15 protein-coding genes are annotated in these 16,604 nt (G+C 60.0%); 8 read left to right on the top strand and 7 right to left on the bottom strand.

Features of this window, described 5'->3' with window-relative positions:
* Positions 1–13: 13 nt before the first annotated feature.
* Positions 14–538: a GNAT family N-acetyltransferase gene (locus tag E8M77_RS08585; RefSeq protein WP_137130210.1), complete on the bottom strand. Its 525-nt coding sequence runs from the start codon at positions 536–538 to the stop codon at positions 14–16.
* Between the two features lie 266 nt (positions 539–804).
* On the opposite strand from E8M77_RS08585, the gene E8M77_RS08580 reads away from it, so the two are divergent.
* Positions 805–1,395 (top strand): 3'-5' exonuclease, encoded by a 591-nt coding sequence (locus E8M77_RS08580; protein ID WP_137130209.1) that lies wholly within the window; start codon positions 805–807, stop codon positions 1,393–1,395.
* Positions 1,396–1,471: 76 nt separating this feature from the next.
* The gene (locus tag E8M77_RS08575; RefSeq protein WP_137130208.1) at positions 1,472–1,966 is read left to right on the top strand and encodes a CreA family protein; all 495 of its coding nucleotides are present in this window, start codon (positions 1,472–1,474) and stop codon (positions 1,964–1,966) included.
* A gap of 94 nt (positions 1,967–2,060) precedes the next feature.
* Here the strand turns inward: E8M77_RS08575 and E8M77_RS08570 are convergent, their stop codons facing one another.
* A complete protein-coding gene (locus tag E8M77_RS08570; protein WP_137130207.1) occupies positions 2,061–2,525 on the bottom strand; it encodes a chemotaxis protein CheW in 465 nt (154 codons plus the stop codon).
* Position 2,526: 1 nt separating this feature from the next.
* Positions 2,527–4,440, bottom strand: coding sequence for a methyl-accepting chemotaxis protein (locus E8M77_RS08565; protein WP_246659177.1), 1,914 nt, complete (start codon positions 4,438–4,440; stop codon positions 2,527–2,529).
* 256 nt (positions 4,441–4,696) lie between these two features.
* Between E8M77_RS08565 and E8M77_RS23875 the strand changes: the two genes are divergently transcribed.
* The 3 genes from E8M77_RS23875 to E8M77_RS08555 all read left to right on the top strand — a co-directional run bounded on the left by E8M77_RS23875 (position 4,697) and on the right by E8M77_RS08555 (position 6,570).
* Positions 4,697–4,852: a hypothetical protein gene (locus E8M77_RS23875; protein WP_170975791.1), complete on the top strand. Its 156-nt coding sequence runs from the start codon at positions 4,697–4,699 to the stop codon at positions 4,850–4,852.
* 137 nt (positions 4,853–4,989) lie between these two features.
* Complete coding sequence (locus E8M77_RS08560; protein ID WP_137130205.1) at positions 4,990–5,589, top strand: SCO family protein; 600 nt, start codon at positions 4,990–4,992, stop codon at positions 5,587–5,589.
* A 99-nt stretch (positions 5,590–5,688) separates the two neighbouring features.
* Positions 5,689–6,570: a 50S ribosomal protein L11 methyltransferase gene (locus E8M77_RS08555; RefSeq protein ID WP_137130204.1), complete on the top strand. Its 882-nt coding sequence runs from the start codon at positions 5,689–5,691 to the stop codon at positions 6,568–6,570.
* 214 nt (positions 6,571–6,784) lie between these two features.
* On the opposite strand, the gene E8M77_RS23870 is transcribed toward E8M77_RS08555, so the two are convergent.
* On the bottom strand, positions 6,785–6,958 hold the full coding sequence (locus E8M77_RS23870) for a hypothetical protein (RefSeq protein WP_170975790.1): 174 nt from the start codon (positions 6,956–6,958) through the stop codon (positions 6,785–6,787).
* Between the two features lie 249 nt (positions 6,959–7,207).
* Between E8M77_RS23870 and E8M77_RS08550 the strand changes: the two genes are divergently transcribed.
* Positions 7,208–9,037, top strand: coding sequence for an aminopeptidase P family protein (locus E8M77_RS08550; protein ID WP_137130203.1), 1,830 nt, complete (start codon positions 7,208–7,210; stop codon positions 9,035–9,037).
* Positions 9,038–9,085: 48 nt separating this feature from the next.
* Here E8M77_RS08550 and pncA read toward each other — a convergent pair whose 3' ends face one another.
* Positions 9,086–9,712 carry a bifunctional nicotinamidase/pyrazinamidase gene (gene pncA / locus E8M77_RS08545; RefSeq protein WP_137130202.1) on the bottom strand — a complete coding sequence of 209 codons (627 nt, stop codon included), beginning with the start codon at positions 9,710–9,712 and terminating at the stop codon, positions 9,086–9,088.
* Between the two features lie 208 nt (positions 9,713–9,920).
* Between pncA and E8M77_RS08540 the strand changes: the two genes are divergently transcribed.
* Positions 9,921–11,147, top strand: a complete 1,227-nt coding sequence (locus E8M77_RS08540; protein ID WP_137130201.1) for a YeeE/YedE family protein — start codon at positions 9,921–9,923, stop codon at positions 11,145–11,147.
* A 287-nt stretch (positions 11,148–11,434) separates the two neighbouring features.
* A complete protein-coding gene (locus tag E8M77_RS08535; protein WP_137130200.1) occupies positions 11,435–12,805 on the top strand; it encodes a DUF2778 domain-containing protein in 1,371 nt (456 codons plus the stop codon).
* A 34-nt stretch (positions 12,806–12,839) separates the two neighbouring features.
* Here E8M77_RS08535 and E8M77_RS08530 read toward each other — a convergent pair whose 3' ends face one another.
* Positions 12,840–13,733 carry a glycosyltransferase family 25 protein gene (locus E8M77_RS08530; protein ID WP_137130199.1) on the bottom strand — a complete coding sequence of 298 codons (894 nt, stop codon included), beginning with the start codon at positions 13,731–13,733 and terminating at the stop codon, positions 12,840–12,842.
* Positions 13,734–13,934: 201 nt separating this feature from the next.
* Positions 13,935–16,421, bottom strand: a complete 2,487-nt coding sequence (locus E8M77_RS08525) for a UvrD-helicase domain-containing protein (RefSeq protein WP_137130198.1) — start codon at positions 16,419–16,421, stop codon at positions 13,935–13,937.
* Positions 16,422–16,604 lie beyond the last annotated feature (183 nt).

Here is a 16,604-nt window from a genome sequence, read left to right as displayed (position 1 = left end):
TTAACCGGCGCTGTCATCTAAGGCGAGCCATCGCATAGGCATCGACGAACACGCCATCGCGGAAGGCATAGTCGTGCAAAGTCCCTTCCACCGCGAATCCGAATTTACGATAGAGCGCCAGCGCTGGCTTGTTGTCGGTATAGACAGTCAATTCCAGTCGACGCAGGTTGAGCCAATTGTCGGCCAGGTCAATAACGGCTGATATCAGGGCCGATCCGACGCCCCGCCCGGCATGCGCATCATGAACGCCCATGCCCATCGATGCTGCATGCGCGCGCCGGCCACCTTGGCGCATGAGGCCGATTTCGCCGATAATCTCGCCGCTTAACTCCGCCACGAGCGAATGCGTGCTCGCATTGGCTTCGTTGAAGCGGCGGGTAGTTTCCGCAATGCTCTGAAAGGGCATGCGCAAAGTTCCATAGCGGAAGCCCGGCAAGTTGACGAGCGTCGTAATTGCCTCGGCATCAGATTGTCGTGCGGCGCGGATGACAATGTCGGGATAGGGTTGCAACCGTTGTGCTGGTGGTTCGTTTTGCATCATGCTCTCTCGGGTTCTAGTGAAAGCCGAGGCCGAGCTACCTGATGTAACCCTGCCTTTTCCGGCAGGGTTATGTGGATTGATCAGGCCAAGCGCCGACCATCCACACGCCCTGCTGGGCGGATGGTAAGGGTCATCACAAGATGGCTGCGCACACTGATCATAGAGTTAAGGTCTCAGATGGGGTTTGCGACGTCAAGACATCTTTGCCGAATCAGCCCGGCCCCGATAGAAGCCATGCCAGCAGCAGCCGAGGACCCTTGCCCTTGAAGACCATTGCCATCGATTTCGAGACCGCCAATGAGCAGCGCGGCAGTGCCTGTTCGGTTGGGTTGGCCTGGATCGAGGACGGTCGGGTTGTGCGGGTCGAGGAGCGGCTGATCCGCCCGCGTGACATGCGGTTTTCCTCGTTCAACATCGCCGTGCATGGCATTCGCCCCGAACAGGTGGAGGATGCCGGCGAGTTTCCCGAGGTCATGGACGAGTTCATCGACGATTTTGTCGGAGCGACGATGATCGCCCATAATGCGGCGTTTGATTTCAGCGTCTGGCGTGCCTGCCTTGATCTCTACCGGCAGTCCTATCCGGAATTATCCTATCTCTGCAGCGTCAAGATCGCGAGACATGTCTGGCCGCAGTTGTCTTCGCACAAGCTCAATGTTCTTGCCACCCATCTTGGCCTGCGGTTTGTTCATCACAATGCGGCGGAAGATGCGGCTGTCTGCGCGCAAGCCACGCTTGCCATGGCGCACGCTGTCGGGGCGGCGCATCCCCGCGATATTCCGGAGCGCATCGGAATGACGGTCGGGCGGCTTTATGCCGGCGGCTATACGGCCTGCACGCTGCGCAAGCGCTGACCGGTATACCCGGCCGTCTTGTAAAACAGGTGGCGGGCCTTATCTCTTGATCACGTTCTGTTGACTGGAGATCTCCATGCGCGCCTTTGCCTTTTCCGCCCTTGCCGCCTCGCTTCTGGCTGTCAGCCTGCCATCCACTTTACATGCCGAGGTCGTGGGTGAGGTCGGCGTTGACTGGATGGGCAATGATATCATCGTCGATGCACTGAATGATCCCAAGGTGAAGGGCATCACCTGCCATGTCACCTATTTTGATCGCGGCGTGCTGGACCGGTTGAAGAACGGCAACTGGTTCGAGGACCCGTCCAACAATTCCATCGCCTGCCGTCAGACCGGCGATATCGAGATCGGTGATATCGATCTATCGAAGGAGGGCGAGGAAGTCTTCAAACAGGGCATGTCGCTGATCTGGAAGAAGATGGTCGTCAACCGGATCTACGACAAGCCGAACAACACGCTGGTCTATCTCGTTCATACCCGCGAACTGACCGATGGATCTGCCAAGATGGCGATTTCCACCGTGCCGCTGTTCAACCAGAAGGTCACCTGGACCAAGGGCGCGCCGAAATAAGGAGGCAGGGCATTGTCGCCGGCCTGCCAGAAACGCCAAAAGCCCCGGTGGGAAACCGGGGTCAATTGCCAATATCAGCAGCAGTGGTGATGGATCAGGCGGCCTGGGCGAGCTCGTCTGCAATCACGGTGTCGAGGTTCAGGAAGCAGACCATCGTCTTTTCCAGCGCCACGATGCCGCGGCAGAAGGCGCGCTGGGCTTCCGGAATGATTTCCGGCGCAGGCTGCAGGTCTTCGCTCTTGATCGTCATCATGTCGGAGACCTGCTCGACCAGAAGGCCAACCAACTTGCCGGCAATGTCGGTGACGATGATGGCGGCGCGTTCCGACGGCTCGGTCATCTTCATGCCCAGGCGGCAGGCCATGTCGATGACCGGGATCACCGCGCCGCGCAGGTTGATCAGACCCAGCACGTAAGGTGGGGTGTGCGGCATCGGCGTAACCGGTGCCCAGCCGCGGATTTCGCGGATGGCCATGATGTCGATGCAGAATTCCTGTTCGCCGAGATGGAAGGACACGATTTCGAGATAGGCGCCGGTCTTTTTGATTGCGTTGCTCATATTAGAACTCTTCCCATTTTTCATTGGTGGCCGTCGCAAGTGACCTTGCGGCGGAGCTGCTGCTGGTAACGGCGCTCGCAACCCTGTTCATCAGGTTGCGGGCGGGAGAGGGGCGGGCCGCGGGTGCAGACATTGCCATGTCCACGCTGCGGGGTCTGTTGCCGGCCATGTTGAACTGACCCATCAGGCGGGTCAGATTATCAGCATCGCTGGCTAGCGTGTGGCTGGAGGCATTGGTTTCCTCCACCATCGCCGCATTCTGCTGGGTCGTCTGGTCCATCTGGCCAATGGCGGAGTTGATTTCCGACAGGCCGACGAACTGTTCGCGTGCCGAGGTGACGATCGCGCTGACATCATCATTGATCATCAAGACATCATTGCCGATTCGGTGCAGCGCATCGCCGGTGGCCTTGACCAGTTCGACACCGGTCTGGACTTCGGCGCTGGAGCGCGTAACGAGGGCCTTGATATCCTTGGCGGCACCGGCGGCACGGCCGGCCAGTTCACGCACTTCCTGGGCAACCACGGCGAAACCCTTGCCGGCTTCGCCTGCTCGGGCGGCTTCAACGCCGGCGTTCAGCGCCAGAAGATTGGTCTGGAAGGCGATTTCTTCAACCACATTGATGATCTTGCCGATCTCGCCAGTGGCTGCCTCGATGCGGCCCATGGCCGACATGGCATCGGTGACCACCTTGGACGAGCTTTCGGCAAAATCCTTGGCATTGCTGACCATCTGGCTCGCACCCTCGGCGCGGTCTGTGGCGGTGCGCACGGTGCGGGTGATCTGTTCCAGCGCCGCAGACGTTTCCTCAAGCGATGCGGCCTGCTGTTCGGTGCGCTTGGCAAGATCGTCTGCGGCAGAGCGCATCTGCTGGGCATTGGCCTGGATGGAACTGGCATTGCCGGTGATCTCATGCATGATCACCCGCAGTTTCTCCGTCAGACGATTGAAATCGGCGCGCACCGGCTCAAGGTCCTCGCGGAAGGGGCGCTCTATGGAAGAATTGAGATCGCCTTCGGAAAGGCGGGTCAATGCTGCGGCCAGGGCCTTGGTTGCGGTGTTGACGGCGTCTGCATCGGCACGCGCCGTCGCGTCACGCAGGCGGTTTTCCTCTTCGTTGCGGCTCCGTTCTTCGCTGGTCTGTTGTTCCAGCTGCTGCTTTTCTAGTCCAGCCTTGCGGAAGATCTCGGTGGCACGCGCCATGTCGCCGATCTCGTCGCTGGCTTCGGTTCCCTGGACGGGCGTCTGATAGTCGCCTTCGACGATCTGACGCATGCTGTTGCGAATATTCTTGATATTGCGGCGGATCGTACCGGCGTGAATGAACTGCAGGACGGCGACGACCAGCATTGCAACCAGTCCGCAGATGAACTGCATATAGATGGATTCGTTCGACAGAGCCTGTGCATGGGTGATGCTGTCGGTCGCCAGTTTGCCGCCAAGCTCTGACAGTTTGTTCAGTGTGTCGCTGATTTTCTCGCCACCGCCGTCGATGCCGTCATCAATGGCGTCGAATTGTTCGTCGGCTCCGCCGCTTTCGACCAGGGTCTTCAGATCCACCTGGATGAGCTTTGCGACGGTCGCAACCTCGGCCGGATAGCTGGACGCAAGGCCTGGATTGCCCACTGCAGCGGCAAGTGTTGAAACGGTTGGTCCGCCATCGGTCAGTGCCTTTGCGGTTTCGGCAATCATCACGAGCCGTTCGGGCTGGACCTTGCGTTCGTCCTTGTCGACGATCGTATCCATGGCGGCGAGGATCATTTCCAGGTTGGCGCTCTTCAAAGCATTCAACTGATCGACCTGCTCGCGAATGGCGATGGCCTTCATGAGCCCCTGTTCTGCCTCAGTTTGCTGGTACCAACCCACGCCCACGATCGTGCCCATGCCCGCAAAGGCAGCGATGCCCAGCGTCATGAGTCTGTTCCCGATCGACATTGTCTTACCGTTACCGCTCGCCATAATTGTTGCCGGACCCCGTTGAAACCTTTTGGCTTGTCATGCACGCAAAAAGTCGTTCCACCTGGCGCCGGCTGTCGAATGAATAGCCGCATTATGTTGGGTGGAGCCCCTCGACTCGTCAAAACTGTCTCAAACAGGTGTTAAACATTCGCTAATCCTGATATTCTAGGGAAAGCTTGGTTCTTCTTCACTGTCGGCGTAGAAGGTTGCTATGACGTTACCCAGATGGCACTCCGGCGCGGCTATTTCGCTTCTGGCGGCATTTTTTGCGGCCATATTGCTGGTGCTTGCCTTCTATGGCTGGATTGTTCATGGCCCGGCCTTGTTGCTTGCGATGCAGGATAGTCTTGCTGCCTGGTGCATGTGATGGATCACGCGGAGCAAGTGGTTGTCGGGGCGGGACAAATGCGCGCGCCTTGTCATTTCGGCGTGATCGTGAATTGCAGCGCACCGGCCTAGAGCGTATGGGATGATCTATCGCCTTGCAGGAGCTGTTACGCCATCATGAAGACCGTCCGCATCGTTCTTTGGGCCGCCGTTGCCGTCATGGCGGGCGTGCTGGGATGGCTCACCTATGAGGTGACCGGCACGCAAAAGCAGATTGCCGAAGCTCCGTTCGGCGTGCCCTTCCAGCTTGTTGCCCAGACCGGTCAGCCGATCACGGAAAAAGCCTTCCAGGAAAAACCGACCGCGCTGTTCTTCGGCTTTACCCATTGCCCGGAAGTTTGCCCGACAACGCTGTTCGAGCTGAACGGCTGGCTGCATACCGTGGACCCGGATGGCACCAGGCTGAATGCCTATTTTGTGACGGTGGACCCGGAGCGCGATCCGCCGGAACTGCTTGGGCGCTATGTGTCCAATGTCAGTGACCGCATCATCGGCATTTCCGGTGCGCCGGACAAGATCGGCGAAATGGTCAAGGGTTTCCGCGTTTATGCCCGTAAGGTGCCGGTGGACGAAAAGGATCCGAACGGCGATTACACCATGGACCACACGGCATCCGTCTTCCTTCTCGACAAGGGCGGTCGATTTGCCGGCACGATCTCCTATGGCGAAAACCCCGATACGGCCAAGACGAAGCTTCAGAACCTCATCAAGGGCTGATCACCGGGTCGCTTTATGGCGGCTCTGCGCGCTTGCTGGTGCGCTCGGTTTTGTGGCAAAGCATGCGCCAACACAGATAGCCGCAGAAAGAACACAGCCTTGAGCGAGATGCGCCTCTACGTCACCGTTACCGAGCAGGAATCCGAGGACATTCTCGATCTCCTGTCATTCTGCTTCGGCGAAGAGGATTTTGCCATCGGCACCACGGAAGTGGACGAGAAGACAGACCGCTGGGAAGCCTCCGTCTATATGATGTTCTCCGACGAAGACGAGGTGCGCGCTCGCTTTGCCGAAACCATTGCCGAGGCCTATCCGGATCTCGTCATTGAGCGCGAAGTTCTGCCGGACATCGACTGGATCGCCAAGTCCCTGGAAGGTCTGAAGCCGGTACGGGCAGGGCGCTTTCTCGTGCACGGATCGCATGATCGCGACAAGGTACGCAGCGGCGACGTGCCCATCGAGATCGATGCCGGCCAGGCCTTCGGTACCGGACATCATGGCACGACGGCTGGATGCCTGGAAATGATCGAGCGCGTGATGCGCGCCCATCCGCCGCGCAATGCGCTGGACCTGGGCACGGGCAGCGGCGTTTTGGCGATTGCGGTGGCCAAGCTGAAGAAAATCCCGGTTCTTGCCACCGATATCGATCCGGTCGCGGTGAAGGTGGCAGCCGAGAATGTCCGGCTCAACCGTATTTCCGGCGGTATCGCGCTGGAAACGGCGCCTGGCTTCCATTCCTCCGCCTTTCGCCGTCATGGGCCGTTCGACCTCATCATCGCCAATATCCTGGCACGTCCATTGATCAAGATTGCGCCGCAGCTGGCGACGCATTTGAGCCCCGGCGGTGATGTCATCCTGTCCGGCATTCTGGCTTCACAGCGCTGGAAGGTGATTGCGGCCTATAATGGCGCAGGCCTCTCGCATGTGCGCACGCTTTGGCGCAATGGCTGGGTGACCATCCACCTGCGCCATGGTCGCTGATAGCGTTGCTTATCCCGCAGCGCAGCATTGCATTTAAGGTATGGGTTCGGGCGGAACAAAAAAAGGCGACACCCGAAAGTGTCGCCTTTTTTAGGACCATACCGCAAGCGGCAGATCCAGCCCGCGAGCGCCTGGAGGCAAAGCGCTCAAGCGGGACTTCCGCGTGTTCTGAGCGGAACGGCGGCTTGGGAGGAGACCCGCCGTCCCATTTCCATCAGAACACGTAGCGGGTTGCGCCCTTGCGGCGCAGTTCTTCGCGGCTTGTGCCGAGCGCCGTCAGGTGCTCGTCATCGAGATACATCAGGGCGCCGTTGACATAACGGGTGGCCTGACGCTCGCGAGCGGCGACGACGCGATCAAAGGCATTGCGGAAGAAGGAATTTGCCATCGGTGCGGTCCTTTTGTGTGGTGAGCGTTTGTCCACTCACCCGATGAGTTGAATATAGTCGCTCATTTGCTGTTCAGTCAGAGGCTCTGCTACACGGGTGTCATGCATTCATTGCATGGGTGGCTCAACGTGGGTCAGCGTGCTTTCGCAGTTGCACAATCTGATATCATTTCTCTGTCAATCTGGTCCGGCAGCATTTTTCCGGTCACAATGCCGGTCATCGGAATCGTCCTCATCGAAAGCATGCCTATGTTCCAATCCTTCGAGACCACCTCAACCCCGCAGTTTGGCCCGTCACGCGTGGCGCAGCTGCGAGCCCAGTTCGACGCGCTTGGGATTGATGGCTTCCTCGTGCCGCGCGCTGACGAATTCCAGGGGGAGTATGTGCCGGCGTCTGCCGAGCGGCTGTCCTGGCTGACCGGCTTTACCGGTTCGGCCGGCATGGCGCTGGTGACGCAGTCGCAAGCCGTGGTCTTCGTCGATGGACGCTATACGACGCAGCTTGTGCAGCAGGTGGATGCGCAAACCTTCACGCCGGGCGATCTTGTGGGCGAGCCGCCGCATAGTTGGATTGCGGCCCACGGCCCGAGCGGCTTCAAGCTGGGCCTTGATCCCTGGCTGCATAGCGGCGCCGAGGTGAAGCGTCTCGCGGCGGCCGTGTCAGCGCGCGGCGGAAGCCTGGTAATGCTTGATGCCAATCCGCTCGATGCACTGTGGCAGGATCGTCCTGCCGAACCCATGGGGCAGGTGGTCGTGCAGTTGGAGAGCCATGCGGGCAAAGCGGCATCCGACAAAATTGCCGAGATTGCCGAAGGCCTTGCGCAGAAAAAGGCCGCCGCCGTGCTGATCGCCGATCCGTCTTCCATTGCCTGGATCTTCAATATTCGCGGCGCCGATGTGCCGCACACGCCGCATCCGCTGGCACGCGCCATTCTGACGGCCGATGGGCGGGCTGAACTCTTTCTCCACCAGGGCAAGGTCGGCGCGGATGCGGCAGCGCATCTGGCGCCGCTCTGCACGATCCATGCGCCGGAAAGCCTGCTTGCGCGCCTGGCGCACCATGCAGCCGATGGTGCAAGGATCCTTGTCGATGCCGATGCCACGTCGGTTGCGCTCACCAAGGTGATCGAGGATGCCGGCGGTGTTGTTGTCGAGGCGACCGATCCGGCCCGCCTGCCGCGTGCGGTGAAGAATGCCGTCGAACTGCGCGGCTCTGCCGAGGCGCATGTGCAGGATGGCGTTGCCATGGTCACCTTCCTTGCCTGGCTCGATGCGCAGCCGCCGGGCAGCCTGACGGAAATCGCAGCGGTGAAGGTGCTGGAAGCCTGCCGGGCGCGGATCGGCCAGAGCCTGCAGAACCCGCTGAAGGATGTTTCTTTCGATACGATCTCGGGCGCCGGCGAGCATGGCGCCATCATGCATTACCGCGTGACCACCGAGAGCGACCGGCTGCTGCAGCCGGGCGAACTCTTCCTCATCGATTCGGGCGCGCAATATGTGAATGGCACGACGGATATCACCCGCACGGTGGCGATCGGTTCTGTACCGCAAGAGCAGAAGCGGTTCTTTACGCTGGTGCTGAAGGGCATGATTGCCATTTCCACCGCGCGTTTTCCCAAGGGATCACGCGGCTGCGATCTCGATCCGCTGGCGCGCATTGCGCTGTGGAAGGCCGGTGCCGACTTTGCGCATGGTACAGGCCACGGCGTCGGCTCTTATCTTTCTGTGCATGAGGGGCCGCAGCGCATTGCACGGCTTTCGACGCAAGAATTGCTGCCCGGCATGATCCTGTCTAACGAGCCCGGCTATTACCGGCCCGGCGCCTTCGGCATCCGTATCGAAAACCTGATCTATGTGACGCCGCTCGATATGATCGAGGGCGGCGACCTGCCGATGATGGGGTTCGAGACGCTGACCTGGTGCCCGATCGACCGGCGGTTGATCCTGACCGAGCTGCTGACGGTAGAGGAACAGGATTGGATCGACCGCTATCATGCGACAGTGCGTGAAAAGCTGTCGCCGCTGGTCACCGATGCGGATGTTCTGTCCTGGCTTGAGCAGGCAACGCAGCCGCTTTGATTCCTGTCTTGCGACCGCCGCCGGCAAGGCTGCGGTCGCAACACCCTATCAGTCGGCGAATATCTCGGCGCTGGTGATGATGGCGACGCCGCGCGCGCGCATCTCGGCAATGGCGTCCTTGACGCCCTGCGGATCAATGCCGCGGCTGGCATCCTCGATAAAGCAGATCTTGACGTCCGGCAGCATGTCGCGTGCGTCGAGCGCAGAAAACCTGACGCAATAATCGGTGGCCAGGCCGCAGATATCCAGCTCCGTCACCTGCTGGGCGCGCAGATAGCCGGCAAGACCGGTCACGGCTGCCTGGTCATTGTCGCGAAAGGCGGAATAGCTGTCGACAGCCGGGTTCTCGCCCTTCTGCTGGATATAGTCGATGGCTTCGATATTGAGATCCGGATGGAAATCGGCATCGGGCGTGCCCTGCACGCAATGATCGGGCCAGAGAACCTGCTTCTGGCCGGACAATTCCCCCATATCAAAGGGTTTTGCGCCTAAATGCTGGGAGGCAAAGCTGCCATGATCGGCCGGATGCCAATCCTGCGAGGCGACCACCAGATCATAGGAGCCTTCCTCGATCAGCTGGTTGATGACCGGCACCACGGTGTCGCCGTCCGGCACTGGCAGGTTGCCGCCGGGGCAAAAGCCGTTCTGAATATCGATGAGCAGCAGCGCCTTCATGGTGTGTCTCCGGTGTTCGACCTATCGGCTTGTTTTGTGACAGGATGCCAAGCTGCGCCCCTTGCGGCAAGCCGCCTCGTTCGCAGCGCCCAGGAAAAGCCGGCTGGCAGTACAGGTTTCCAATAAAACCCACAGAAATGGCAGCGATTGCCTCGAAGGACCCGGTATTGCGCCCTATCTTGAAAAACATTACTCTAGGAGATTGATCATGGCCTTTGTCCAATCCTCGACCACAGGCAGTGCGTCGAGCATCCCGCCATTGGGAGCGTCCGGCGTGACGGCCCTTGTGGTTCTCGTTCTTGGCACGCTTACGCTGGGCGCGATCTATGGCAGTGCGCAGGGTGCTCTGTTTCTCGTCGGCGGGGCGCTCGGCATTTCGCTCTATCATGCGTCCTTCGGCTTTACTTCCGCCTGGCGTGTCTTCATCGTCGAGGGCAGGGGACGCGGCCTGCGCGTCCAGATGCTGCTTCTGGCGCTTGCCGTCATCCTATTTTTCCCGGCTTTGTCCAGCGGTACGCTGTTTGGCAATGAGGTACGCGGCAATGTTTCGCCGGCCGGCCTCGGCGTCATTGCGGGCGCCTTCATGTTCGGTATCGGTATGCAGCTGGGGGGCGGATGCGCGTCGGGCACGCTGTTTACCGCCGGCGGCGGCAATGCCCGCATGCTGGTCACGCTGTTCTTCTTCATTGTTGGCTCCGTGCTTGGCACCATCCATTTCGACTGGTGGCTGAGCCTGCCGGCGCTGCCGCCGATAGCGCTTTACCAGAGCTTTGGCATGCTGGGCGGCATTGCCGTGTCGCTCGCCATCTTTGCCGCCATTACCGCCATCACCATCGTCATCGAACGGCGCAGGCATGGCAGTCTTGAACAGGAACTCGCTTCGCCACGCACCGGCCTGCAACGCTATCTGCGCGGTCCCTGGCCGCTGGTGGCCGGCGCCGTCGCCCTGGTCATCCTCAATTTCCTGACGCTGGCCATTGCCGGTCGGCCTTGGGGCATCACCTCGGCCTTTGCGCTCTGGGGCGCCAAGGGCGCGCAGGCGATCGGGATAGATCCCATGCAATGGGCCTATTGGCAGATGCCGGGCAATGCCAAGGCGCTGGCCGGCAGTGTGTTTGCCGATGTCACTTCGATCATGGATTTCGGCATCATTGCCGGCGCCATGCTGGCGGCTTCCCTTGCCGGGCGATTCGCACCCTCGCTCGATATCCCGCTGCGCTCCGTGCTGGCAGCCGTTGCCGGTGGTCTGCTGCTCGGCTATGGCGCCCGCATCGCCTATGGCTGCAATATCGGCGCCTATTTCTCCGGTATCGCCTCCGGCAGCCTGCACGGCTATCTGTGGGTCGTTGCGGCTTTTGCCGGAAACGTGATTGGCGTTCGCCTGCGTCCCTGGTTCTTTTTCGAGCGGTCTGCACCGCGTCGCCAGGACGGCTAGCAAGGCCGAAGGACTACTTTTGGGTGTAAAGGCGCGACATTTTGCCGTCAATGTCGCGCCTTTGCCATATTTCCACTAAACTTCCGGCGGCATCGGCATATAATGGGCACCTGAAATAACAGGGGGGCTTGTAAACACATTGGTTACCATAATTTGTCATCCTGACTGCTCATCGACAGGAACCTGCCAATTGCAAAGGCGGCCAGCCTTCTCCTGTCGGCATATGTGTTCCGGCGCGGTTGTGTTCCCGTTGGGTGTACGAGTAGTGGGTAAAGGGTGACGCGTTCATGGCACTGGTCTTTACGGCGGAAACATCCGTCTCGAAAAATGTCCGGCGCCAGCCAAAAGCCAGCGCGTCGCATGGATTTCTGAAGGGCGGCGTTGCGCTCGGTGTCGCACTGGCCGTCGGCGGCTGGATGCTTGGCGCACTTGTCACCATGCAGACCATGGGCAGCGCAAAGCCCCTTGATTATGGCTACCAGATGCGCGCCGCGCTCGATCTGAAACCGATTGCTGTGTCTCCCCGCGCTGAACGATCCTTGAAGATCGCCAAATTCTCGCGCCTTTCCAGCGGCGCCACCGAAAAGTCCGGCCGGCTCGAGGATGCCGATTTTGCGCATCTGAGCACCCGCCGCCCGGCTGATCCGCATGTGAAGGACAGCCTTTCCGCGGCACTGGCGCAGGCGGAAATCGATCGCCAGTTTGCCGCGCTGTCGCAGAAGCGCCCGGCAGAAGATGCCTGGAAGACGACGCTTTCGGCCGCTTTGCATGAAACCGTGCTGATTGCCCCGCCCACCGAAACCGCATGGGATGCAGCACTTGCCGGCAATGCCGAGGGTGGTGAGGTGGAAGTGGCCGATCTGCAGAGCCCGGCGGAACTCGCCGTGGCCGAAGCCATCGGCCCTTCTACGGATGATGACCTGCCGGAAGCCGGTCCCTTGCCGATGCGCCGGCCGCCTGCCAATGCAGTAGCCCTTGCCCTTGCGCCATCTGCCGCCAGGCCTGTTGTGTCAAAGCCCGCTGCACGCGCATCGGCGCCTGTGATTGCCGAAGACGAAGAGGAAGAGGCACCCAAGGCGCTTGCCTTTGCCCGTCCCGAAAACCCGATGAAGAGCATGACGCCTTCGGTTCCGTGGCCTGACCGTGGTACCAAGATCGCTGTCTATGACATCACCAATGGCGTGGTTCACATGCCGAACGGCGAGAAGCTCGAAGCCCATTCGGGCATCGGCGAAATGCGCGACAATCCGAAATACACTCATGTGAAGATGCGCGGCCCAACGCCTCCCGGCACTTACAAACTATCCATGCGCGAGAAACTGTTCCATGGGGTTGCTGCCATTCGTCTGACGCCGACCGACGGCGTGGCGCCGCTCGGCCGCACCGGTCTTCTGGCGCATAGCTATCTCTTGCGGGTGCGCGGCGATTCGCATGGCTGCGTGGCCTTTGCCGAATATGACCGCTTCCTGAAAGCCTTCCAGCGTGGCGATATCACCCATATGATCATCGTCGAACGCCACACGGGCAGTATTCCTGCCATGGCGCTTCGCAAGATCAATCCGCGTGGCGGTGGCTCTTCCGGGTCTCAGTCCACACCGGTGACGGCTGAAAACGAGGGCCGCCGTACACTGGTGGACTATCTGAAGAACGACGGCTAAGGATCATCCTCGGCTATGGGCGCGGTGCTCGACCTTATCTCTGTCTCTTAGCCGTTGTGTGGTTGAGATCTCTCATTGAGCGTTGCAGCAGATGGCGTGCAAGCTTTGCGGTGCGCAGCACCACCCGCGCCACTTCCAGATAGCTGCGATAGGGCAGGACTGAAAAATAGCGCCAGGTGGGTAGTTTGTGGATGGTCGTCTGGATCTGGGTTGGTTCGCGCGTGAACTGCGAGGCGATCAGCGGATGGATGAAGGCGGCGTTCAGGCCATTCATGAATTCCAGATCGAAGGCGATGTCATAGGCAAGTCGGATGGGTAAAAGCCGCTGGATCATCCACTTGGCAGCCTTCCTGTTGACGACATAGGCGCCGGCACCCTTTTCGCGCGTCAGGCACATGGCAAGATTGCGCCCGTTGCCGAGCGGGCGGATCGCGAATTTGTGGCCCGAATTCACGGTCGTCAGACGCAGGATGTCCCAGCAATCAGACTGGTCGATGGCTCGGCCGATACTGTCCATCGCATCCTCTGCAAAGGTGACGTCGTCTTCGAGAATGAGCGCAAAATCGGCGTCCGTATCCAGCAACTGCTTCGCACAGTTGATGTGGCTGAGATAACAGCCGACCTCGGCAGGCAGAAAGCGCCGGCCATGCAGCATGCGATAGGAGATTTCGCTGAATTCCGGGACGGGAAAGGTCAACTTCTGCCCATCGACGCCGGCAATGCGCTGATAGGCTATGCCCAGGGCGTTCAATTTTGCCGCCATCAGTTCCAGACGTCGCTCCGCACGATCGAGATTGATCAGATAGACTTGAAGTTTAGCGCGACGTGCACCCGAGAGATGTATGCCTTGCGGAAGTGACGTATCGTATATTTCGTCACTTGGCCGGGCCTGTTGCAGTGTTTTGATGTGGTCAACTGTGTTGTTCATCGAAGTCGCCATGTAAACATGTTTGCGACGCCGATAAAACTACACATGCTTACAATTCATGAAGCACGATAAGATCTTGGTCCGGACGTCAATGTGCATGGGTTTATTCAATTTCGATGGTTCCGGCAAGATAAGGCGCAGTGGAATTTGGCGGCGAGGGCTGCGCAGCGTCAGGCAGGCGCTCGTGGCTGCGCAAGTCCCTCATGTCTTCTCGACGAAACCGTCGAGCACGCGTTTCTGGCCCGCCTTGTCGAAGTCTATGGTCAGCTTGTTGCCTTCGATGGAGGCGATTTTGCCATTGCCGAATTTGATGTGGAAGACGCGCTCACCCAGCGTGAATTTCGAGGGCGTGTCAGCCACGGATTTCGCCACCAGCTCCCCATCGATGGTGCGGCTCTTCGGCCCGCTTTCGCCATAGCCGATGCGGTCCACCGCATGGCCGGAACGGGTGCCCCAGTTGTCGCGGGTCGCATCGGTCTTGTTGGCCTGGGCACGTTTCCAGCCGGGCGTCGAATAGGAGTTCTGGAAGGGTTCGGTCTTGTCGAAGCGCGACTGGCCATAACCGCCGCGCCCGCCATAGCCGCCATATCCCTGGTCGGAGGCTGCGACATCCACATGGGCCGGCGGCAGCTCTTCGAGGAAGCGCGACGGCATGGTGGATTGCCAGAGCCCATGGATACGCCGGTTGGAGACGAACCAGATATGGCAGCGCCGCTTTGCGCGGGTAATGCCGACATAGGCGAGCCGGCGTTCTTCCTCAAGGCCGGAGCGGCCGCCTTCATCCAGCGCCCGCTGGTGCGGAAACAGGCCTTCCTCCCAGCCGGGCAGGAACACGGTTTCGAATTCCAGGCCCTTGGCGGAATGCAGCGTCATGATCGACACGGCGTCCATATTTTCGTTCTGCTCGGCATCCATGACCAGCGACACATGTTCAAGGAAGCCACGCAGGGACTCGAACGCCTCCATGGAGCGGATGAGTTCCTTCAGGTTTTCCAGCCGGCCCGGCGCTTCCGCCGATTTGTCGTTCTTCCACATGTCCGTATAGCCGGACTCCTCGAGGATCTGTTCGGCAAGCTCGGTATGCGGTGTGGTCTCCAGCAGCTCGCTCCAGCGCCGGAAATTTTGCACCACGTCAAACAGCGCCTTGCGGGCCTTGGGCTTCAACTCGTCGGTCTCGATGATGTCGGAGGAGGCCGCCAGCATCGGTATGTTGCGGGCGCGGGCATAGTCATGCAGCGCACGCACGGTCGTATCGCCAAGGCCGCGCTTTGGCGTATTGACGATCCGCTCGAAGGCGAGATCGTCGGCCGCCTGGCAGGTGAGGCGGAAGTAAGCCATCGCATCGCGTATTTCGAGCCGCTCGTAGAATCGTGGACCACCGACGACGCGGTAGTTAAGGCCGAGCGTCACGAAGCGATCCTCGAACTCGCGCATCTGGAAGGAGGCGCGCACGAGGATCGCCATATCGTTCAGCTTGTGCTCCTTGCGCTGTAGCTGTTCGATTTCCTCGCCCACCGCGCGGGCTTCCTCTTCGGAATCCCAGGCGGCATGCACGATCACCTTTTCGTCATCCGGTTCACGGCGTTCGGTAAACAGCGTCTTGCCCAGGCGTCCTTCATTATGGGCAATGAGGTGGCCTGCGGTTCCCAGAATATGCTCGGTCGAGCGGTAGTTGCGCTCCAGCCGAATGACCTTGGCGCCGACGAAATCTTTTTCAAATCGAAGGATATTGTCGACTTCTGCGCCGCGCCAGCCATAGATCGACTGGTCGTCATCGCCCACACAACAGACATTCTGCGGCACATCCTTCGGCCGCTGGGCCAGAAGCCGCAGCCACATATACTGTGCGGTATTTGTGTCCTGATATTCGTCCACGAGAATATAGCGGAACTTCTGGTGGTAATCGCGCAGGATATCCGGGTGGCGACGGAAGAGGTCTATCGGGTGGAGAAGTAGGTCGCCGAAATCGCAGGCATTGAGGCTTTTTAGCCGTGCCTGATAGGCGGCGTAAAGCTCGCGACCCTTGCCATTGGCAAAGGCACGGGCATCGCCTTCGGGAATGTCCTTCGGCGTTAGCCCCTTGTTCTTCCAGGTGTCGATCATGCCGGCGAACTGGCGGGCGGGCCAGCGCTTGTCGTCCAGACCTTCCGCCTGGATCAGCTGCTTGATCAGCCGTGTCACGTCATCGGTGTCGAGAATGGTGAAATCCGAGCGAAGACCAACCAGTTCGGCGTGGCGGCGCAGAAGCTTGACGCCGATCGAGTGGAAGGTGCCGAGCCAGGGCATGCCTTCGACGGCGCCACCGACGAGCACGCCGATGCGCTCCTTCATCTCGCGGGCTGCCTTGTTGGTAAAGGTCACCGCCAGGATCTGGCTGGGGAAGGCGCGGTTCGTTGCCAGAATATGGGCAATGCGGGTGGTCAGCACACGCGTCTTGCCGGTGCCGGCGCCAGCCAGAACCAGAACAGGGCCATCCATGCTTTCCACGGCGTCGCGCTGTTCCGGGTTGAGGCCGGAGAGATAATCGGGGGCGCGATGCTGGTCGCGGGCGGCCATGGCGCGGGCGGCAATACCAAGCCCGGAAGGCGCAGGTTGGGTCGCAGCCGCAGGTACCTGGCCGGGCTTCATGCGCGGAGCGTGATCCGGTTCTTCATCGAAGAACGGAATGTCGTCGAAACTGTTCGTCATCAGGTCAATCTAATGATTCCGGGAGGACAAGGCCATAGAGCATGTTCTGCTTTTATTCCAGTCATCGGCCCGGATTGCGGCAAAACACCAAAGTCGGCGCTGCATTTGTGCCAAATCTGCGACCTGTCGCTGCCATTCACGCGTCCGTGATTGTGCGTTAGGTTACAATTTTGCAAGGTTGGT

The sequence above is a fragment of the Rhizobium sp. FY34 genome, from assembly GCF_005222845.1.
GTDB lineage: Bacteria > Pseudomonadota > Alphaproteobacteria > Rhizobiales > Rhizobiaceae > Neorhizobium.
Note: the sequence above shows the minus strand (reverse complement) of the source record. Positions and strands in the feature narration are given on the sequence as shown.

What these genes read in the sequence shown, in the direction of transcription:
- E8M77_RS08585 (WP_137130210.1), bottom strand. Translation starts at nt 538, where the DNA reads ATGCAAAACGAACCACCAGCACAACGGTTGCAACCCTATCCCGACATT.
- E8M77_RS08575 (WP_137130208.1), top strand. Translation starts at nt 1,472, where the DNA reads ATGCGCGCCTTTGCCTTTTCCGCCCTTGCCGCCTCGCTTCTGGCTGTC.
- E8M77_RS08570 (WP_137130207.1), bottom strand. Translation starts at nt 2,525, where the DNA reads ATGAGCAACGCAATCAAAAAGACCGGCGCCTATCTCGAAATCGTGTCC.
- E8M77_RS08565 (WP_246659177.1), bottom strand. Translation starts at nt 4,440, where the DNA reads ATGACGCTGGGCATCGCTGCCTTTGCGGGCATGGGCACGATCGTGGGC.
- E8M77_RS23875 (WP_170975791.1), top strand. Translation starts at nt 4,697, where the DNA reads ATGACGTTACCCAGATGGCACTCCGGCGCGGCTATTTCGCTTCTGGCG.
- E8M77_RS08560 (WP_137130205.1), top strand. Translation starts at nt 4,990, where the DNA reads ATGAAGACCGTCCGCATCGTTCTTTGGGCCGCCGTTGCCGTCATGGCG.
- E8M77_RS23870 (WP_170975790.1), bottom strand. Translation starts at nt 6,958, where the DNA reads ATGGCAAATTCCTTCTTCCGCAATGCCTTTGATCGCGTCGTCGCCGCT.
- E8M77_RS08550 (WP_137130203.1), top strand. Translation starts at nt 7,208, where the DNA reads ATGTTCCAATCCTTCGAGACCACCTCAACCCCGCAGTTTGGCCCGTCA.
- pncA (WP_137130202.1), bottom strand. Translation starts at nt 9,712, where the DNA reads ATGAAGGCGCTGCTGCTCATCGATATTCAGAACGGCTTTTGCCCCGGC.
- E8M77_RS08540 (WP_137130201.1), top strand. Translation starts at nt 9,921, where the DNA reads ATGGCCTTTGTCCAATCCTCGACCACAGGCAGTGCGTCGAGCATCCCG.
- E8M77_RS08535 (WP_137130200.1), top strand. Translation starts at nt 11,435, where the DNA reads ATGGCACTGGTCTTTACGGCGGAAACATCCGTCTCGAAAAATGTCCGG.
- E8M77_RS08530 (WP_137130199.1), bottom strand. Translation starts at nt 13,733, where the DNA reads ATGAACAACACAGTTGACCACATCAAAACACTGCAACAGGCCCGGCCA.
- E8M77_RS08525 (WP_137130198.1), bottom strand. Translation starts at nt 16,421, where the DNA reads ATGACGAACAGTTTCGACGACATTCCGTTCTTCGATGAAGAACCGGAT.